This is a genomic window from Mesorhizobium yinganensis, assembly GCF_040081985.1.
Classification (GTDB): domain Bacteria; phylum Pseudomonadota; class Alphaproteobacteria; order Rhizobiales; family Rhizobiaceae; genus Kumtagia; species Kumtagia yinganensis.
This window is the reverse complement of record NZ_JBEBMH010000035.1, coordinates 34,952-49,390: the sequence shown is the minus strand read 5'-3', so window position 1 is coordinate 49,390 and position 14,439 is coordinate 34,952. Positions and strand designations below refer to the sequence as shown.

Genomic DNA, 14,439 nt, shown 5'->3' with positions numbered 1-14,439 from the left:
CTGTGGGAGGTCTATATCGACATGGAACCGGAGGACGGCTGCCTCTGGGTCTACGGGCCCGACGAACAGCAGATCCCCGCCTTCACAGACTTCGGACTCGAAAGTCTGATCGACTTCATCCGCGAGCACAAAGCCAATCGCGGCGACAGCCAAAACGGCAGCCCACAAGAGCCCGGGTCATAACCGGGCGCTTACGATAGTCTGGTCGCGGCGTCGCTTGAGGCTGGCGTGTCGGTATCGGAAGTCGCGCGATCGGCGGGCATTCACGTCAGCCAGCTCTTCCGATGGCGCAAGGACCTGTGTGATCGGGTCGATGGCGGGTCATCGCAGTTGGTCCCGGTCGAGATCGCTCCTCGAGCCGTCGCACTTCGGAACTGCCGACCACAGGCTCGTCCGATCCCACCGCTGCCGCTCCGCCTTCCGTCAAAAGACGACGCCAACGATAAAGGAGATTCGGAGCAACGCCACGTCTCCGGGCGACCGACGACACCGTCTCGCCCGGGAGGAAGCTCTCCTCGATGATCTGAAGCTTCTATTCGGTCGACCAGTGTCGGCGACGCGCCTCACCAGTGATCAGTTCGATCCGTCGATAATCGTCGGCCATAAGCCTGTGCTTGAGGATAGCCTCAAGCCTCCCGCGTTATGCCGACTGTCCGGTCGAAATGGGGGCCAGTTCACATCGCAACCCGACTAGCTGGTGACATGTCTTCCTACACTGGCTCTTCTCCCGCTGCGTTGCTAACCCAGGGTGACGGATAAACTAACAACCTTCCGAGGCTAATGATTTCACCATCCTGAAGACGACCGGGTCGTAGGGCAACTTTTGGGTTTGGCTATAATCCATCGCAAAGACCCCAACGCTATCGTCGCAAGTCACAATGACCCGCACGTAACGTATCATCCCACCTTTGATGCCCGAGTAGCTCGCCCAAGAATCGGTGAGCCGGCGATAGGTGACTTTCCAACCATGCCGCCCGTCATCAGCTATCAGTGCCTCGACGCGCTGTTTGAAGTTGCCGCCCAAAAAGTGGTCGCCGCGAACGACAAGGCTCGCTTCTTGTGGACCGAGAAAGGTCGCAGACTGGCCGTCTTCAGCGATACGATCAAGTGAGAAGCTTGGAGGCACTGCGAAGACGATCCCGGCTTTCCGGATGCCGAAAGCGGTCCATTCCTGCGCTAGCGATGGCCCAGTCGACGCAGCCATAAACATCGCCGCCCCGGCAACACTCGCTAACCCAATTCCAAGAACCAAATACCTCACCATCGTCTTCCGTATTCGCGGCCCTGATCGCGTCGACTCATTGGGGTCACCAGCACAATTGACCTAAGTCGTGCTTTGTTCCACCTCCCGCTGACGTCAGCCATCTTCACAAGAGCGAGGGCATTCGCCGCACGATCGGTGCGGCGCCGTCCAGAAGCAGCCCGCGACCGCAGAACGGGTTTCGGCGATGCTGGCCCATTCCGCGCACACGATGCAGGGGAAGCGCGACCGTGCGCTGATCCTGCTCGGCATGGCCGGCGCGTTCCGTCGCTCCGAACTTCCCACCTGCGAAGGCCCGCGGCCCGTCGCCGCCGTGAGGGCATAGCTGGACGCTGCCGGCATCACCGAAGGCCCGCTGTTCCGCCCGGTCAACAAGGGCAGCGCCGTTTCCCGCGAGCTCCTGACAGGCTGGGCAGTGGCGAAAATCATCAAGGGGTATGCCGAGCGCGCCGGGCTCGAAGCCGAAGAGTTTTCAGGCCACAGCTTGCGGGTTGACTTCGTCACCAGCGCAGCCGAGCGCGGGGCGGATCTGAACAGAATAATGGATCAGACCCTCACGTAGACCCTCGCACCGTGCGGAAGTACATCCGCAGGGCGGAGCGGTTCAGGACCACGCGGGTGCGGGAGTTCTGTAAGAGTATGGCCGCTTACATGTTTTGGCCGTCAAACGACCTCCCGCGAGGCGAGTAGGGACTTCACAACGTCGCGGGCGAGGCGTGCCTCAAAGAAGGTGCCGTTCTCGAAGCTGTAGTGAAACGTGCCTCCAAGCTGGGTGACCAGAGCACGAATGAAGCGGGCACCAAGGCCCGTTGATGGAAGGAGAGGATCAAAGCCAGGGCCGTTATCGGCAATCTGGAGTTTCGGCACGCCGTCGGCAGAGCGTGTAAACGACACGTCTAATCGTGCTTCACCCTCTGCCGGCATTCCATACTTGAGAGAGTTGGTGACGACCTCGTTTAGTAAGAGTGCAAGCGGTGTGGCTGCCTCATGCGTCAAGTAAAAATCCTCGATATCGTACCCCGTATGAATTATGCGCGTGGTCATGGTTTTCTGGAGCGGTTCAATGACTGCTGGAATTAGCGACTTGGCGTTCACATCCGAGAATTGGTCGAGACGGTAGAGATGCTCGTGGACTGCCGACATGGCCGCAATCCGGTTTTGCAGGTCGCCTTTCAGCTCCTCAGGCAAGGCATGCATCCGGATCATTGACATGATTGACTGCAAGTTGTTTTTGACACGATGGTGCGTGTCTTTTACGAGCAACTCGTTTAACCCTAACGCTTGTGTGAGCTGTAAGCTCCGGGCCTGATCCTTGTGCAACAATGTCACAATCCAGATGCTTGCGCCTAGGAGCATTAATGCTGTTGGCACCGCGAAAAACAATGTCGTTATCGTGGTGCGCCAAAACGGTGCGAGCGCACCTTGGGCACTGAGCGAGGCAAGAGCGACATATTCAGTTCCGGGTATGCGCCGGTAGGCAACAAACCTGTCAACGCCGTCAGCCGGTGATATGGTACGGTAGTTTCCCAGGTCTGACTTCTTTAGATAATCCGTGAACAACACATATTTGGAGAGGTCTAGCGGGCCAGGCGCCAACGGATATCTGGCAACCAACTGGCCATCTTTCCGAAATAATCCGACAGTCGACCCGTCGTCGAAATCCAGCGATTCCCAGATTTCCTGGAACAACGCAACGTCGAAGGAGATTATTGCCACGCCTGCGAATTCGCCGCGTCGCTCAAGGCGTTTGCTGATGACAAATATTTGCGCGCCGTCCAGCCGGCTGACCAATAAGGGCGAGAAATACCACAGTTGACCTTTCGCAGGCTCGGCAAAATATTCCCGGTCTCGCACGTCGATGGGTTTCACGCTTGGATCGGTTGAAAACAGAGTTCGGCCATCGGCGCTTACCACATAGGATTTAACGTTCCCTGGAAGTGCGCGTACCGCGTCTCGCACGAGGCTGGCTGTCGAGCCCGCATTCTGGTCAAGATCCGATCCAAGCGCTTCATCAATCCGCTGCAAGGATTGCTGGGAAAGCTGCGTCAGCCACCTCACGTTTGTGGAAACTACGAGAGAAGCTGACAGCGCCCGCTGCTCTGCCTGAGTTTCGGCTCCACGCCACTCACGAAAAACTGCGATGCCCAGGATAAAAGTAAAGAAAACGAACATGACTGCAATTAAGGTTGCAGCCGCTCTGAGCGTAAAGCTTCTTGAAAACGTTTCCGTGGTTAAAGGCGGCGCCACTGCATTCCCCTGTCCGCCGAGATCAGATCGATCTTGGTAACCAATGGCGGCGCGGCATCGACGCGGTCAATAGCCGCCAATGGTGAGACTTCCCATATAATTAGCAAGGAAGGAAGCTCGGTACCCTGCATCGTGCTTCCCGATAGGGTTTCAGTAAATTTCTTTAGCGGAGCCTAATTTTATTGAGACGGGATCGCGACGAGGCGCTCTCCGTGCCATCAATCTACCCGAAACGAGATCGGAGAGACGGCGCGCAAGCGGCGCCTGGAAGCGGGACGAGCAGTCGCGGCGCCTATTGCGCCCTTGCTGATTCCGCTGGCGCTTCTCCGCGGAGGGGCCGTATTCGAGGCCACCCTAGATTGCAAAGCCTCCGAAGCCGTGGGCGACCGGTTTCACCGATATGATTTGTGTCTCGGCCCGACACAGGATGCCGGCCCCCGTGGCAAAGGCCACGAACGCCTCACGCGCTGCCTTCGGCGAGCACTGTCCGGATCGCGCGGCTTCACAAGCTTTCACCGCTGCCCCGTAGGACAACCGCCGCATCGCCGGCGCCCAATCGTTTAGGAAATCGAGCATTTCGGACAGGGAGGAAATCTCAGTCTTCTCTCCAAGTCCGGTCGTGATCGCGACGGGTGCGAACAGCAGCGTGTTGTGCATCTTGTCCTCGTTTCTTGAATTGAGAGGCTGAACAGACCTCGCAGTGGCCGACGAAAACGCAGACGGCCGGCGAAAGTTCCTCCCCGCCAAAGACGCCGCCATCTCGTACGTTTCAAGGATCTTGACTCTTTTGTTCTCATTTCGTTCACTATGGGCGTGAGGGCTCTGGTAGGAGCAAACCCGATGACAATCACCCTTTGTTTGACAATCCCCGGCGTGCCGGAGGCGAGCATACAGGCCGGCCTCCAAGCCGCCGCTGATCATTTCAACGCTGTCGGTGTCCATCCGGTGACGGCCGAAAACGCGGTGCGCATGCTCGACGGCCTCGACCTGGAAAAACTTGCTGACGACGAATGGGCGAAAGACGAGTTGGACGCCGCTCAGGCATGGAATGACGCCGAGATTTCCGCATTCGTCGCAGCTCTGGGCGTTGGTTCCGATATCCCCAAGGGATCGAAATTGACGGTCGTCCATCCTCCTTTTTCGGAGAAGCGGAAGAGCTTGGTGGACTTCGTCATTTCGGTAGCGGGCGCGTCACAGGAGGAACTTCGCCGAGGTGTCGAGGCTGCCTTGGAAGTTTTCGTTCGGGAAGGCATTTCTCCAGAACAGGCGGCGGACGGTCAGTGGGCAGTCGAAAGCTGGGACGATGCTGGCTTCCCTGATGATGAGGCGCCCTCCGAAGAACTGGAACATGGTTGCAGCGTTTGGAATGAGGCCAGTGCTGCCGCATTCCAGGCAGTCTTTCCGGACTGGCGCGAAACGAAACGCTCAGGTGGCGCCAATCTGGCGCTTCTGCTAGAGCCGGAAATTCAACTCGCCACCCGCAGCCGTGCGCTCGCGATGATGCGAGAGCTTGTCGACAGAACTGTTCCCGAAGATTCGAATCTGTTCGGACTTGCGTGCGCTGTGGCATCCAGTATCGAGAATGGCTTCCGGCGGCAGGAGTTGGCCAAAAGTGTCACGGCTCCCTACAACGCCCTGTATGGGCCTGCGCTAAATGATCCCGAGAAGGTCGACGCTGCCGTCAGGGGTGTCTTTGCGGCGATCGACGCGCTGGAAGCGGCAACATCTGACTCTCCCGACCAGCTTCCGGTAATGTCGTCCGCTCATCTTTTCGAGGGAAAGGAAACTCGGCCATGGACGGGCGTGAAAGACTGACACGCCACCCTTGATCCAGTTGACGGCCCCGGCGTGCGCGGCAACTATGCGACGACGATAGGCTGGAAATCCTTGCGATGTGCGGTCGATTTACGCGCTTTCTACCATGGTCGGAAGTTCACCGGCTTTACCGTCTCACTCTCGACGCCGAGAAGCAGCGGAATGACGAACCGCGCTACAACATCGCGCCGACACAGAACGTCTTCTTTGTCACGGCCGGCGAGGAAGGCAATCACAGCCTCAAAGAGGGCCGTTGGTGGCTCGTTCCATGGTGGGCGAAGGAGATGCCCAAGGCGGCAATGTTCAATGCCAGGATCGAGACCGTCGCGACCTCTGGCGCCTTCAAGGATGCCTTCAAGTCGAAGCGGTGCCTGATTCCGGCAGACGGCTTCTATGAATGGACGAAGAGCCCGGCCGATGGCGGCAAAGACCCATGGTTCATTTCGATGCCGGGCACGAAGCCGTTCAGCTTTGCAGCCCTGTGGGCGCGAAATGACAAGCTGGACGTCACGAGTTGCACGATCATTACCGAACCAGCGGCTAAGCCAATGTCGGAGTTGCATGACCGCCAGCCTGTGATCCTCGACCCGGCCTACTATGACGCCTGGCTTGACCCTGCGACGCCGGTGAGCGATCTGACAGACATCCTCTCTCACGACATCGACGGGAAGCTACAGTTCCACCGTGTCAGCCGGGACGTGAACGCGTCCACGAAGGAGAGGCAGCGAAACGATAGCCCGCACATGATCCAGAGGATCGAATTCATGTCTGAACCGCTTAATCCCCTATGACAGGCCCCGATCGAGGAGGAGCCTCAGCGTGAACATCGAAGAGATGCCGGGCGAAAACCATTTCCAGAACAGCTTCCTGGAATACCTTTGGGCGCTCGTCGACCAAGGCAAGTTCAATGACGACCGGCCGGAAGATGCGGTTGTCGCGAAGCTGAGAGACACGCCGCTCGACGACCTATCCTATGATGAATACCTCCTATTCGAGGAGCGCGTGAGGCCGTTGGTCGAGGAGTGGCATTACCGCTGGCAGACGTTCGAAGATGAATACCTCACGCGGCGTTCGCCCGACTATTATGACGTGAAAGACGATAGCCAAGGCGACCTATTCGGCGATTGATCGACATCCAGGGATCAGGCCACCTTCGTCTTATGGTAGCGAAGCCTCCCAAGCGCCCGCACTCATATCCTGATCGCAACATCGATTGTCAGGAGGCGCTGGAGATTGAACTGCAAGCGTTCTTCGAGCGAGCCCAATACGCCGGCTGGAATTTCCACGACATCGCCCGTGCGACGCGCACACTACTTTGGGCGCAGCGGCGGGCGATGGAAGAGAACGCCAAGTTGGAAGCCGACTTGGCGATCATGCGGGCGATGGCGCGGGTGGCGAGATAGACCTGCCCCCTATTGGTAAGCCGAATTGTTGGAGCCTATTTTTCGCGGCGTTTCTAGACGCAAAATTTATTTCGTGCTTCCTCTTGAAGCTCTTTTTGGCGGTTTCTAACTCATTTTCGTCGAGGCTACGGCTCGGCAAAAATGGCGTCGCAGGAGACGCTGCGACGCTTCTTGTAACCCATGTTGCTTTACGGAGGATATGGCTATGAGAAGCCCTGAATACGCCCCCCTTTTCCGTTCGACGGTCGGCTTCGACCGTCTTTTCGACATGCTTGAAAACAGCACGCGGACCGATTGGCCGCCCTACGATATCGAAAAGAAGAGCGAAAACGAGTACCGCATCATCATGGCGGTCGCCGGCTTCAGCCCAGATGAAGTTGAGCTGACTCAGCACGGCCCCGAACTGACGGTGACCGGTCAGAAAAAGCCGGACGAGAGTGACCGGGAGGTTCTGCACCGTGGCTTGGCTATCGGCAACTTCAAACAGGCGTTCAAGCTCGCTGATCATGTGAAGGTTGCGACAGCCTCCCTGGACAACGGCCTGCTCACGATCGACCTCGCACGCGAAATCCCCGAGGAACTGAAGCCACGCCGCATCGCGATCACGTCGGCTGCGGGCGCCGCCTCGGTTGTCACTGGCAAGACCGAGCAGATCAGTCAGGACACCAGGCAACCGCGCAAAGCGGCCTGACCCGGCCGGCCATAACTCACCTTAACGCTGCGGTCCGCCTCCCGGTGGAATCCGGGAGGCTACAGATTGCGGAGAATGGAGATGACCGACTTACACAGTTTTCCCGACACCTATCGCCAACACGAACAGCCGGCCCTCGCTTCGGACGTGTTCGGCCAGCCGGACGACGTTCTGAATAGCCGCCACCTAACTCGCGAGGAGAAACGTACAGTGCTGGCATCCTGGGCGTCCGATATGCACGCCGTTCCCCACGTGCCTTCGCTTCGCCAGCTCCCAGACGGTTCAATCATTAAAGTCGATGACATCCTTCGTGCCCTCAAGGCGCTGGATGAACGCGTCGACCTGGGATCCGCGGGCGGGAGTGGCGTCCCGCTATGGCAGCGGTCGTTCAAGCGTCGCCGGACCTGGGACTTGAGGAAGTTCTCCCGGTACGGCCGCCGGCCCGATGATGATGACGATCCACCGCCTTGTCCGGCTATCGCTGCCACCCGACCGAAAAGCGGCGGAGGCGCTGCGTTCGCCGTCCCGGAGCCAGTTTTGGCTTAAGCACTTGATCGTGCCAGCGTGGTCGTTGGGTACGGCCACGCTCTCACCGAAGGATTCCCAACGGAGGAAGTAATGCTCGAAATCAACCGATACTTCGATCGACCGGTCTACCTGGCGGATGGCCCAGGCGTCGTGCGTGAAATACGAGATGCTGCCGACGCAATTGAGTTCCTGGAGGAATGGCCACCCGAGCTGAGGGATACGGCCTCCGAAGTAGCTCTGCGCGTGTGCCGCCGCGCACACGACGGCCTCGTGCCCATCTCTGCCGCCCGAACCGCGATAGAGGGCTTCGCCAAGATGTCAGGCATCCTTGAGGATGGTGCAGCCATTCAAAAGTCCCCGGACCCGGTCACGATAACAATGGCGTGAACGACTGCAACTGCTTGCACGCTGCGTCATTCTCAGCGGTCTAAGAGGTATTCGCGATGCTCTTAAGCCCAGCAGGAAATCGGCCCGATCCAGACTTTGGGCGAAATGCAAGAATTGCGCTCGCTTACATTATGTGGGGTGCGTTGATCGCAGGGGTGATCGCTATATTGGCAACCTTGGCGCACTAGCGATGGCCGGGCACGCGCTCCTCGTACCTCAGTCGCAATGACGCGGCGTGCGGCATTCCGGCTTGCGTTCGTGGGGGCTGCCGTAGCCGCGACAGCCCATATCTTGGCCAATGGCCTCGCATATCGCGAGTACACCCTACTGGGCACGAGTCTTCTCGATGGCGGGTGGGTGACGGCAGGAGGCCTGCTGCTGATGCTCTATGGCCTCTACAAGTTCTTCGCCGGCGGGATTTCTGATTGAGCCGCCATTCGTGACGCTGGCCTCGCCTATGCCCATTGGCAGAGCTTCCGCGCCTTTTTCTGGCCTCGGACGCAATTCGTCAGCAATCGCCCGAATTTGCACTCCCGTCCTGGACGATGGAACACGTCGGTTGGCTTACGGTAGGCGTCAAAATGGCAGCCAGGGCGATCAGAGTGAAGCAAGATGCGGAGAGCAATGTGCATCCGATTGCAGCCTGCCATTCGCCATTGCGCCCTCCTGCCCATGCTGCGCGTCCAAACACATATGCGACGTAGCCGAGCCCAATCACCCCAACCACAATCAGAACCAATATCATTGCCCTTTGCCTTGCTGTGGGTTCGCCTTCCTGCCTTCGGCAGGCGCGCTTCGTTCGACTTCCGAAACTTCTGTGAAGCGAAGACGGTTCCTACGAGTTAGAAAATAGCTGCACGAAGTAACAACCGGGCCGCCCCGGGGAGCCGAAGTGATTCAGTTTCCTCAATAGAAGCCCGCCGCGCTGGGGTTTAACGCGACGGGCTCTTTTGCGGCTTGCGGTGCCGCCGTCGCAGAAAGTGGCTTGAAGAACTGCGACCGCTTCTAACTACGGAAACGGCGCTGGGTTCCTCTGCGGCCCCGGATTGCGCGTTACGCGTGCTGCTGAGATTCTGCGGCTATGGTAGACAAACCGCCGAAGCGTCCGAATTCTTACCCAGACACGCATATTGATTGCCAGGAGGCTCTGGAAGAGGAGATGAAGGCGCTGATTGAGCGAGCGCAGCGGGCGGGCTGGAACTTCGACGATATCGAGCGGGCTACGCGGACGCTTCTGTGGGCGCAGCGGCGGGCGCTGGAGGAGAACGCCAAGTTGGAAGCCGACTTGGCTATTATGCGGGCGATGGCGCGGGCGGCGAGTTAGACGTGCACTCTGTGGGCAAGATTAGGTTCAATAAACGCAATAGCGAACCTAAAAAATGGCGCTAGCTGAGGCTGTAACCGGCCTTCCGATGATTCACCTTCCAGCTTTCGCGACTCCCTTTGTCAGGAGATAACAAGAGCCGTTGACGACTGCCAGCATCGTCCCCTCGGGGGCATAGTGGCCAATCAACAAGCGCCGGCGCGACCAGGCCAATATTTGAGCCGGCGGTTAGAACAGGTCCAGGGTCAATTTCTTTGAGATTCCCAGCCCGAACATAAACTGGTTCTCATCGCCGAATTTCACGATTGGAGAGTCGGCTGCGTCGCCGACCAGTTTGCTATACGAGGCCTCCGCATTGAGGAACCATGTTGGCCGGAACTCATACTTGGCGGTCCCCCTAAGACCGAAACTCTTGAAACCGCCATCCGGCTCGAATGCAGCGACCCGGAAGCCGGTATTGGCTGACTCAACCGTCGAAACGCCGAAGTAGCCATCCATATAGTCGCTCGAAGCAGCGGTTGCGAAGGGACCAATCTTCAATTCCAACTCATTAGTCGGACGCGCAACGGCGTTGACGCCAAACTCCCCGACCACGCCCTCCGCCCCACCAAAGGCATAACGGGCTTCACCCCATACTTCCGCGTTTGCCCACTCATAGCTGGCCCTTAGCCCAGCCTCAAAAGTTGCGTCGACATCGTCCAGACCGGACAGGTCTGAATCACCATCGAAGTCACGATCCGACGTGTAATTGAAGGAGGGGCCGAACGATAAGCCCCCGCGTTCGGGAGTTAGGCTTCCGATGGTAAAAAGGCCTGGAATGCTCAGGTACCCCACTCCGATGATTGGAAACGCGGAGACCTCGTAGTCGGATGACCCCTCATATTCAGGCTGCACCCTGCCACCAAACCCAAGCTCAATAATAAGATCGATATCGTTCTGTGCGCCGGAATCGTCGGCATAGTCAGCCGACCAAACTTGGGTTGCGAGCAAAGTCGCGAATGCGGCGATGGGGAGACGAAGGGTCATTGGATACCTCGGACGCTGCAAAGGCGTTTGTTAGCAGTGTGTCATTGGGAGAGCGGCCGCAACCTTTGGAGGGTTGGAAAGGCGAGGCGACCAGGACATGGGCCAGTCGCTGTGTCCTTATTATCACCGAACCCCTCGTTTCAGCGTCTGTCACCACATTCGAGCGCCTGGCCCGCTGACGACCGTTATTGGTGCGGGCAAGGAGAGATATCTCGGCTAAAGGCAATCCCGCACGATGAATGGGACGTCGAATGCCGCACCGAGAAGACGGTCATCAAAATCCTATTCCGGATGAGTTCGCACACAAGATATCGCCGCGCCGGCAACTGGCCAGTCAAATGTGCTTCCCTTCCGATCGCTATGAGCCGAGGCTCAGGTATGACGGAAAGAGCCTGGAGTGGCCGGGCGCCACCCTCTGACCCCCGCGCGCAGCGGCATTCCCCTCGGACCGTCGCCTTCTGACCTACTTGTCGTGGTCGTGCTCGGGGCCAAAGACGTCGAGGAACAATCTGACCGCCAGGCAACTTTCTTGGAGATCGCGATTTTGCGGTTCCGGAACGTGGTTGAGGGAAGCGCCGCATATGAAACTCGTTCTCGGTCGCGTCTGGACTCTCGTGAGAACCGCAGTCGTTGGCTTCATCAACGACAATGCGCTAACCCATGCTGCGGCCATGGCGTTCTATGCAGCCACATCGCTTGCGCCCATTCTGCTCATCGTAATTGCCGTTGCCGGCCTTGCGGTAGGGCGAGATGCTGCCCAACTAGCGGTAACTGCGCAGTTGACCGGTCTCCTGGGTCCGCAGGGTGCCGACTTGCTCAAGTCGATCATCGAGGGGGCTTCCAACAGCACCAGCGGAGTAATTGCCGCCTCAGTTGCGCTTATCACTCTTATCGCGAGCGCATCTGGCGTATTTGGGGAAATGCAGTCTTCGCTTAATCAGATTTGGAAGGTCGAGCCCACTTCCACAAGCCTGTCCGGGCTAGTGAGAGCCAGAGCCGCAAGCCTGGGACTGGTCGCGTCGCTGGGATTTCTGCTGCTGGTATCGCTCGCTGCGAGCGCTGCAATTTCGGGGCTCGGGGGCTTCATCAATTCGCGCCTGCCGTTCGGCGAAGTCATCCTTTCGTTCGTCAACACCATCGTGTCACTGTCACTCGTGGCATTGCTCTTTGCTGGGATCTACAAAGTTCTGCCTGATCGTTCGCTGGCATGGAGAGACGTCCGTTTCGGCGCGGTGACGACGGCCGTTCTCTTCACCATTGGGAAGTCCTTGATCGGATGGTATCTCGGAACGAGCGCAGTGGCCTCGTCCTACGGTGCGGCAGGCAGCTTGATTGTTTTGCTCTTGTGGGTGTTCTACTCATCCTCGATTTTTCTTCTCGGCGCAGAACTCACTCGCGCCTACGCCACGAGCTTCGGGACCAGGCCAGACCTGAAGCACATCACGACTTCGATCGCCGACGATCCAATTCCTCCCCAGCCGCCGGTCAGTGCAAACAGTAGCCCCTTTCTCACCGTTACGCTGATCGCATTTGTCTCGGCGCTGACGACGGCAATAGCCATTACGAAGCGTTTCGATCGGACCGGTCCCCAATAGCCGGACTCTTCGTTGGATGCGCCAAGTGCCAGGTCGTTCCGCCGCAGACTGGACAACCAGGTAAGACGTTGTCGCGAACCGTCGCGCTCACGTTAGCGCATCGCTCGCACGCAAACATTTCCCCGGTTGGTGCAACTGTCCCAGCTTTGACTTTTCGTGGTTCTCGCACGTCCCAGGGCGGATCGATCGACAGCCCTGGTCGGTGTTCGTGTGGCGCGAATTTAAAGGCCGACAGCGAGCCATTTGTTTCCAGATAGGCGGCTCGGACCTGCCCAAGATGCTCGACATCTTTCAAACGCAGTTGCTCAAACAGCTCGTCGTGCGCAAAATTTGAGATCTCAAGGGCTTCGCAGTTGATGATACCGTCGCGAATGATCTCGATGCTTTTGCCCTCGATCACGTCCTCCAGCCGGGGATTGCGTGCGAGGATGTAGCTGAGAGCCTTGTCGAGGAGTATCACCACAGTGATCACCACCATGCAGTGGACGAGGGGCACGTCTGGATAAAACATGGCGTCGCCGACCGCGGAGCCGAGCGCGATGACCAGCAGAAATTCGACGAGCGATAACTGAGCGATCGACCTGCTGCCAATCCAACGGATTAAAACGAGCGTGTAGCCGTAGATGATGATCGTGCGGACGGCGATCTCCGCAAGAAAAAGCGGGGGCTCGTTTCCAAACAACATTCGCGGGAGATCGAACGCCGCAACCGGATCATCCATACGTTCACCTTTCGAGCCCCGGTGCCTGGCGCCACGTGTTTTTGGCCGAGCCTAGACTTAGCTTATCCGGGATAGCGATGGATAGCGCTCCGAGGTCTACGAAACGACGTACCGCAGCCATTCCAGCCCAATCAGCGCTCAAGACCGCGGCTTCAAATACGCATCGGCGGGCCGGGTCCCGAACTCCCAAGGCTTCTACTCGTGTGAGCGCAGCTTGGTGACGCGGCTGCGCGAGACAGGCGAGAGGCCGAGTTCGGCTGCATATTTGTGCATGATCTCCAGTTGCTTGGTGGCGATCGCCGGCCAAGGCGACTGCTGGATGTAGCCGGAGGGCAGCGTGATCAACAGCGGCGTCTCGGCAAGCTTGCGCTCGGCTCCCACCCAACGGCCATAGGCCTGGCAGTAGGCCGCAAGGACGGCACGGTCGTTGTCTCCGATGATGCCGCGCAGATGCAGGCTCGCGGCAAACCCTTGAGCAGGGCAGGGGTCTGAGCCCGGGTGTTGCTGGCGCGCTTGCGCGGGCTCTCCTGCAGGATGGAATGGACCTTGTCCCACAATGCCCGGCTGATGATTGCCTCATGTTCACCGGGATAGCTGCTGCCCTTGTGCACGGCCTCGCCGATGTACACCCGGTTGAGCAGCTTGTAGAGGAAACCCTTGTCGATCAAACGCTGGCGCGGCGTGCGAACACCCTCGGTGGCGAGAGTGCGTGCCAGTACCGTGGTCGCTGCCGTCAAGGCGCCGGGCTTTGGCGACCGCCGCAAGGCCATGCTGGAGGACATCGCCATCCTCACCGGCGGCACGGCGATCTCGGAAGATCTCGGCATCAAGCTTGAGAATGTGACACTGCAGTTGCTCGGCCGGGCCAAGAAGGTAGTTGAGAAGGAGAACACCACCATCGTCGACGGTGTCGGCCGCAAGGAGGAAATCCAGGGCCGGGTCGCCCAGATCAAGGCCCAGATCGAGGAGACCACCTCAGACTACGACCGCGAGAAGCTGCAGGAGCGGTTGGCGAAGCTCGCCGGCGTTGTCGCTGTGATCCGCGTCGGCGGCTCGACCGAGGTCGAGGTTAAGGAACGCAAGGATCGCGTCGACGACGCGCTGCATGCAACGCGCGCTGCGGTCGAGGAAGGGGTTCTGCCGGGTGGCGGCGTCGCACTGCTGAGGGCCGCCAAGGCTCTTGATGCGGTGCAGGTCGATAATCCCGACCAGAAGACCGGCGTCGAGATCGTGCGCCGCGCCATCGAAACCCCGGTTCGCCAGATCGCCGAGAATGCCGGCGCCGAGGGCTCGATCATCGTCGGGAAGCTGCGCGAGAAAAGCGAGTTCGGCTGGGGCTGGAACGCCCAGACCAATGAGTTCGGCGATCTTTACAGGCTTGAGTAACCAGACCCGCAAGGTCGGGGTCGGCTTGAGCGAAAAGAGCGCGTCGAAGGGCTGC

General features: G+C 58.8%; 16 protein-coding genes and 5 pseudogenes. 13 read left to right on the top strand and 8 right to left on the bottom strand.

What is annotated here, in order from left to right; translation table 11 throughout:
* A pseudogene (locus ABMA59_RS32520) lies at positions 1-183 on the top strand (hypothetical protein); the annotation flags it as partial.
* An 18-nt stretch (positions 184-201) separates the two neighbouring features.
* A pseudogene (locus ABMA59_RS37405) lies at positions 202-288 on the top strand (transposase); the annotation flags it as partial.
* A gap of 52 nt (positions 289-340) precedes the next feature.
* Here ABMA59_RS37405 and ABMA59_RS32515 read toward each other — a convergent pair.
* Both ABMA59_RS32515 and ABMA59_RS32510 read right to left on the bottom strand, forming a co-directional pair.
* Positions 341-604, bottom strand: a pseudogene (locus ABMA59_RS32515) (transposase); the annotation flags it as partial.
* A gap of 156 nt (positions 605-760) precedes the next feature.
* Complete coding sequence (locus tag ABMA59_RS32510) at positions 761-1,204, bottom strand: hypothetical protein (RefSeq protein ID WP_349009522.1); 444 nt, start codon at positions 1,202-1,204, stop codon at positions 761-763.
* Positions 1,205-1,676: 472 nt separating this feature from the next.
* On the opposite strand from ABMA59_RS32510, the gene ABMA59_RS32505 reads away from it, so the two are divergent.
* The gene (locus ABMA59_RS32505; protein ID WP_349009521.1) at positions 1,677-1,823 is read left to right on the top strand and encodes a site-specific integrase; all 147 of its coding nucleotides are present in this window, start codon (positions 1,677-1,679) and stop codon (positions 1,821-1,823) included.
* Between the two features lie 101 nt (positions 1,824-1,924).
* Here the strand turns inward: ABMA59_RS32505 and ABMA59_RS32500 are convergent, their stop codons facing one another.
* Entirely contained in the window at positions 1,925-3,508 is a 1,584-nt protein-coding gene (locus ABMA59_RS32500) for a sensor histidine kinase (RefSeq protein WP_349009520.1), read from the bottom strand.
* Between the two features lie 354 nt (positions 3,509-3,862).
* Entirely contained in the window at positions 3,863-4,165 is a 303-nt protein-coding gene (locus ABMA59_RS32495; protein ID WP_349009519.1) for a DUF982 domain-containing protein, read from the bottom strand.
* Positions 4,166-4,348: 183 nt separating this feature from the next.
* On the opposite strand from ABMA59_RS32495, the gene ABMA59_RS32490 reads away from it, so the two are divergent.
* From ABMA59_RS32490 to ABMA59_RS32455, 8 genes are all read left to right on the top strand, one after another.
* Positions 4,349-5,323 carry a hypothetical protein gene (locus ABMA59_RS32490; RefSeq protein WP_349009518.1) on the top strand — a complete coding sequence of 325 codons (975 nt, stop codon included), beginning with the start codon at positions 4,349-4,351 and terminating at the stop codon, positions 5,321-5,323.
* A 77-nt stretch (positions 5,324-5,400) separates the two neighbouring features.
* Positions 5,401-6,114, top strand: coding sequence for an SOS response-associated peptidase (locus ABMA59_RS32485; RefSeq protein ID WP_349009517.1), 714 nt, complete (start codon positions 5,401-5,403; stop codon positions 6,112-6,114).
* 28 nt (positions 6,115-6,142) lie between these two features.
* Entirely contained in the window at positions 6,143-6,451 is a 309-nt protein-coding gene (locus ABMA59_RS32480) for a hypothetical protein (RefSeq protein ID WP_349009516.1), read from the top strand.
* Positions 6,448-6,726, top strand: coding sequence for a hypothetical protein (locus ABMA59_RS32475; protein ID WP_349009515.1), 279 nt, complete (start codon positions 6,448-6,450; stop codon positions 6,724-6,726). The genes ABMA59_RS32480 and ABMA59_RS32475 overlap by 4 nt, the downstream gene beginning before the upstream one ends.
* Before the next feature lie 205 nt (positions 6,727-6,931).
* Positions 6,932-7,417 carry an Hsp20 family protein gene (locus ABMA59_RS32470; RefSeq protein ID WP_349009514.1) on the top strand — a complete coding sequence of 162 codons (486 nt, stop codon included), beginning with the start codon at positions 6,932-6,934 and terminating at the stop codon, positions 7,415-7,417.
* A gap of 81 nt (positions 7,418-7,498) precedes the next feature.
* Positions 7,499-7,963, top strand: a complete 465-nt coding sequence (locus tag ABMA59_RS32465) for a hypothetical protein (protein WP_349009513.1) — start codon at positions 7,499-7,501, stop codon at positions 7,961-7,963.
* A 72-nt stretch (positions 7,964-8,035) separates the two neighbouring features.
* On the top strand, positions 8,036-8,332 hold the full coding sequence (locus ABMA59_RS32460) for a DUF982 domain-containing protein (protein WP_349009512.1): 297 nt from the start codon (positions 8,036-8,038) through the stop codon (positions 8,330-8,332).
* A gap of 1,159 nt (positions 8,333-9,491) precedes the next feature.
* Positions 9,492-9,656: a hypothetical protein gene (locus tag ABMA59_RS32455; protein ID WP_349009511.1), complete on the top strand. Its 165-nt coding sequence runs from the start codon at positions 9,492-9,494 to the stop codon at positions 9,654-9,656.
* Between the two features lie 228 nt (positions 9,657-9,884).
* Here ABMA59_RS32455 and ABMA59_RS32450 read toward each other — a convergent pair whose 3' ends face one another.
* On the bottom strand, positions 9,885-10,682 hold the full coding sequence (locus ABMA59_RS32450) for a MipA/OmpV family protein (protein WP_349009510.1): 798 nt from the start codon (positions 10,680-10,682) through the stop codon (positions 9,885-9,887).
* 581 nt (positions 10,683-11,263) lie between these two features.
* On the opposite strand from ABMA59_RS32450, the gene ABMA59_RS32445 reads away from it, so the two are divergent.
* Entirely contained in the window at positions 11,264-12,277 is a 1,014-nt protein-coding gene (locus ABMA59_RS32445) for a YihY/virulence factor BrkB family protein (protein WP_349009509.1), read from the top strand.
* Here the strand turns inward: ABMA59_RS32445 and ABMA59_RS32440 are convergent.
* The 3 genes and pseudogenes from ABMA59_RS32440 to ABMA59_RS37400 form a co-directional block, all read right to left on the bottom strand.
* Entirely contained in the window at positions 12,243-12,998 is a 756-nt protein-coding gene (locus ABMA59_RS32440; protein ID WP_349009508.1) for a DUF421 domain-containing protein, read from the bottom strand. The two genes, ABMA59_RS32445 and ABMA59_RS32440, sit on opposite strands and share 35 nt — an antisense overlap.
* A 195-nt stretch (positions 12,999-13,193) precedes the next feature.
* Positions 13,194-13,553, bottom strand: a complete 360-nt coding sequence (locus ABMA59_RS32435; protein ID WP_349009507.1) for a phage terminase small subunit P27 family — start codon at positions 13,551-13,553, stop codon at positions 13,194-13,196.
* A 29-nt stretch (positions 13,554-13,582) separates the two neighbouring features.
* Positions 13,583-13,768, bottom strand: a pseudogene (locus tag ABMA59_RS37400) (hypothetical protein); the annotation flags it as partial.
* On the opposite strand from ABMA59_RS37400, the pseudogene ABMA59_RS32425 reads away from it, so the two are divergent.
* Positions 13,722-14,372: pseudogene (locus tag ABMA59_RS32425) on the top strand (TCP-1/cpn60 chaperonin family protein); the annotation flags it as partial. The pseudogenes ABMA59_RS37400 and ABMA59_RS32425 sit on opposite strands and share 47 nt — an antisense overlap.
* Positions 14,373-14,439: the final 67 nt, after the last annotated feature.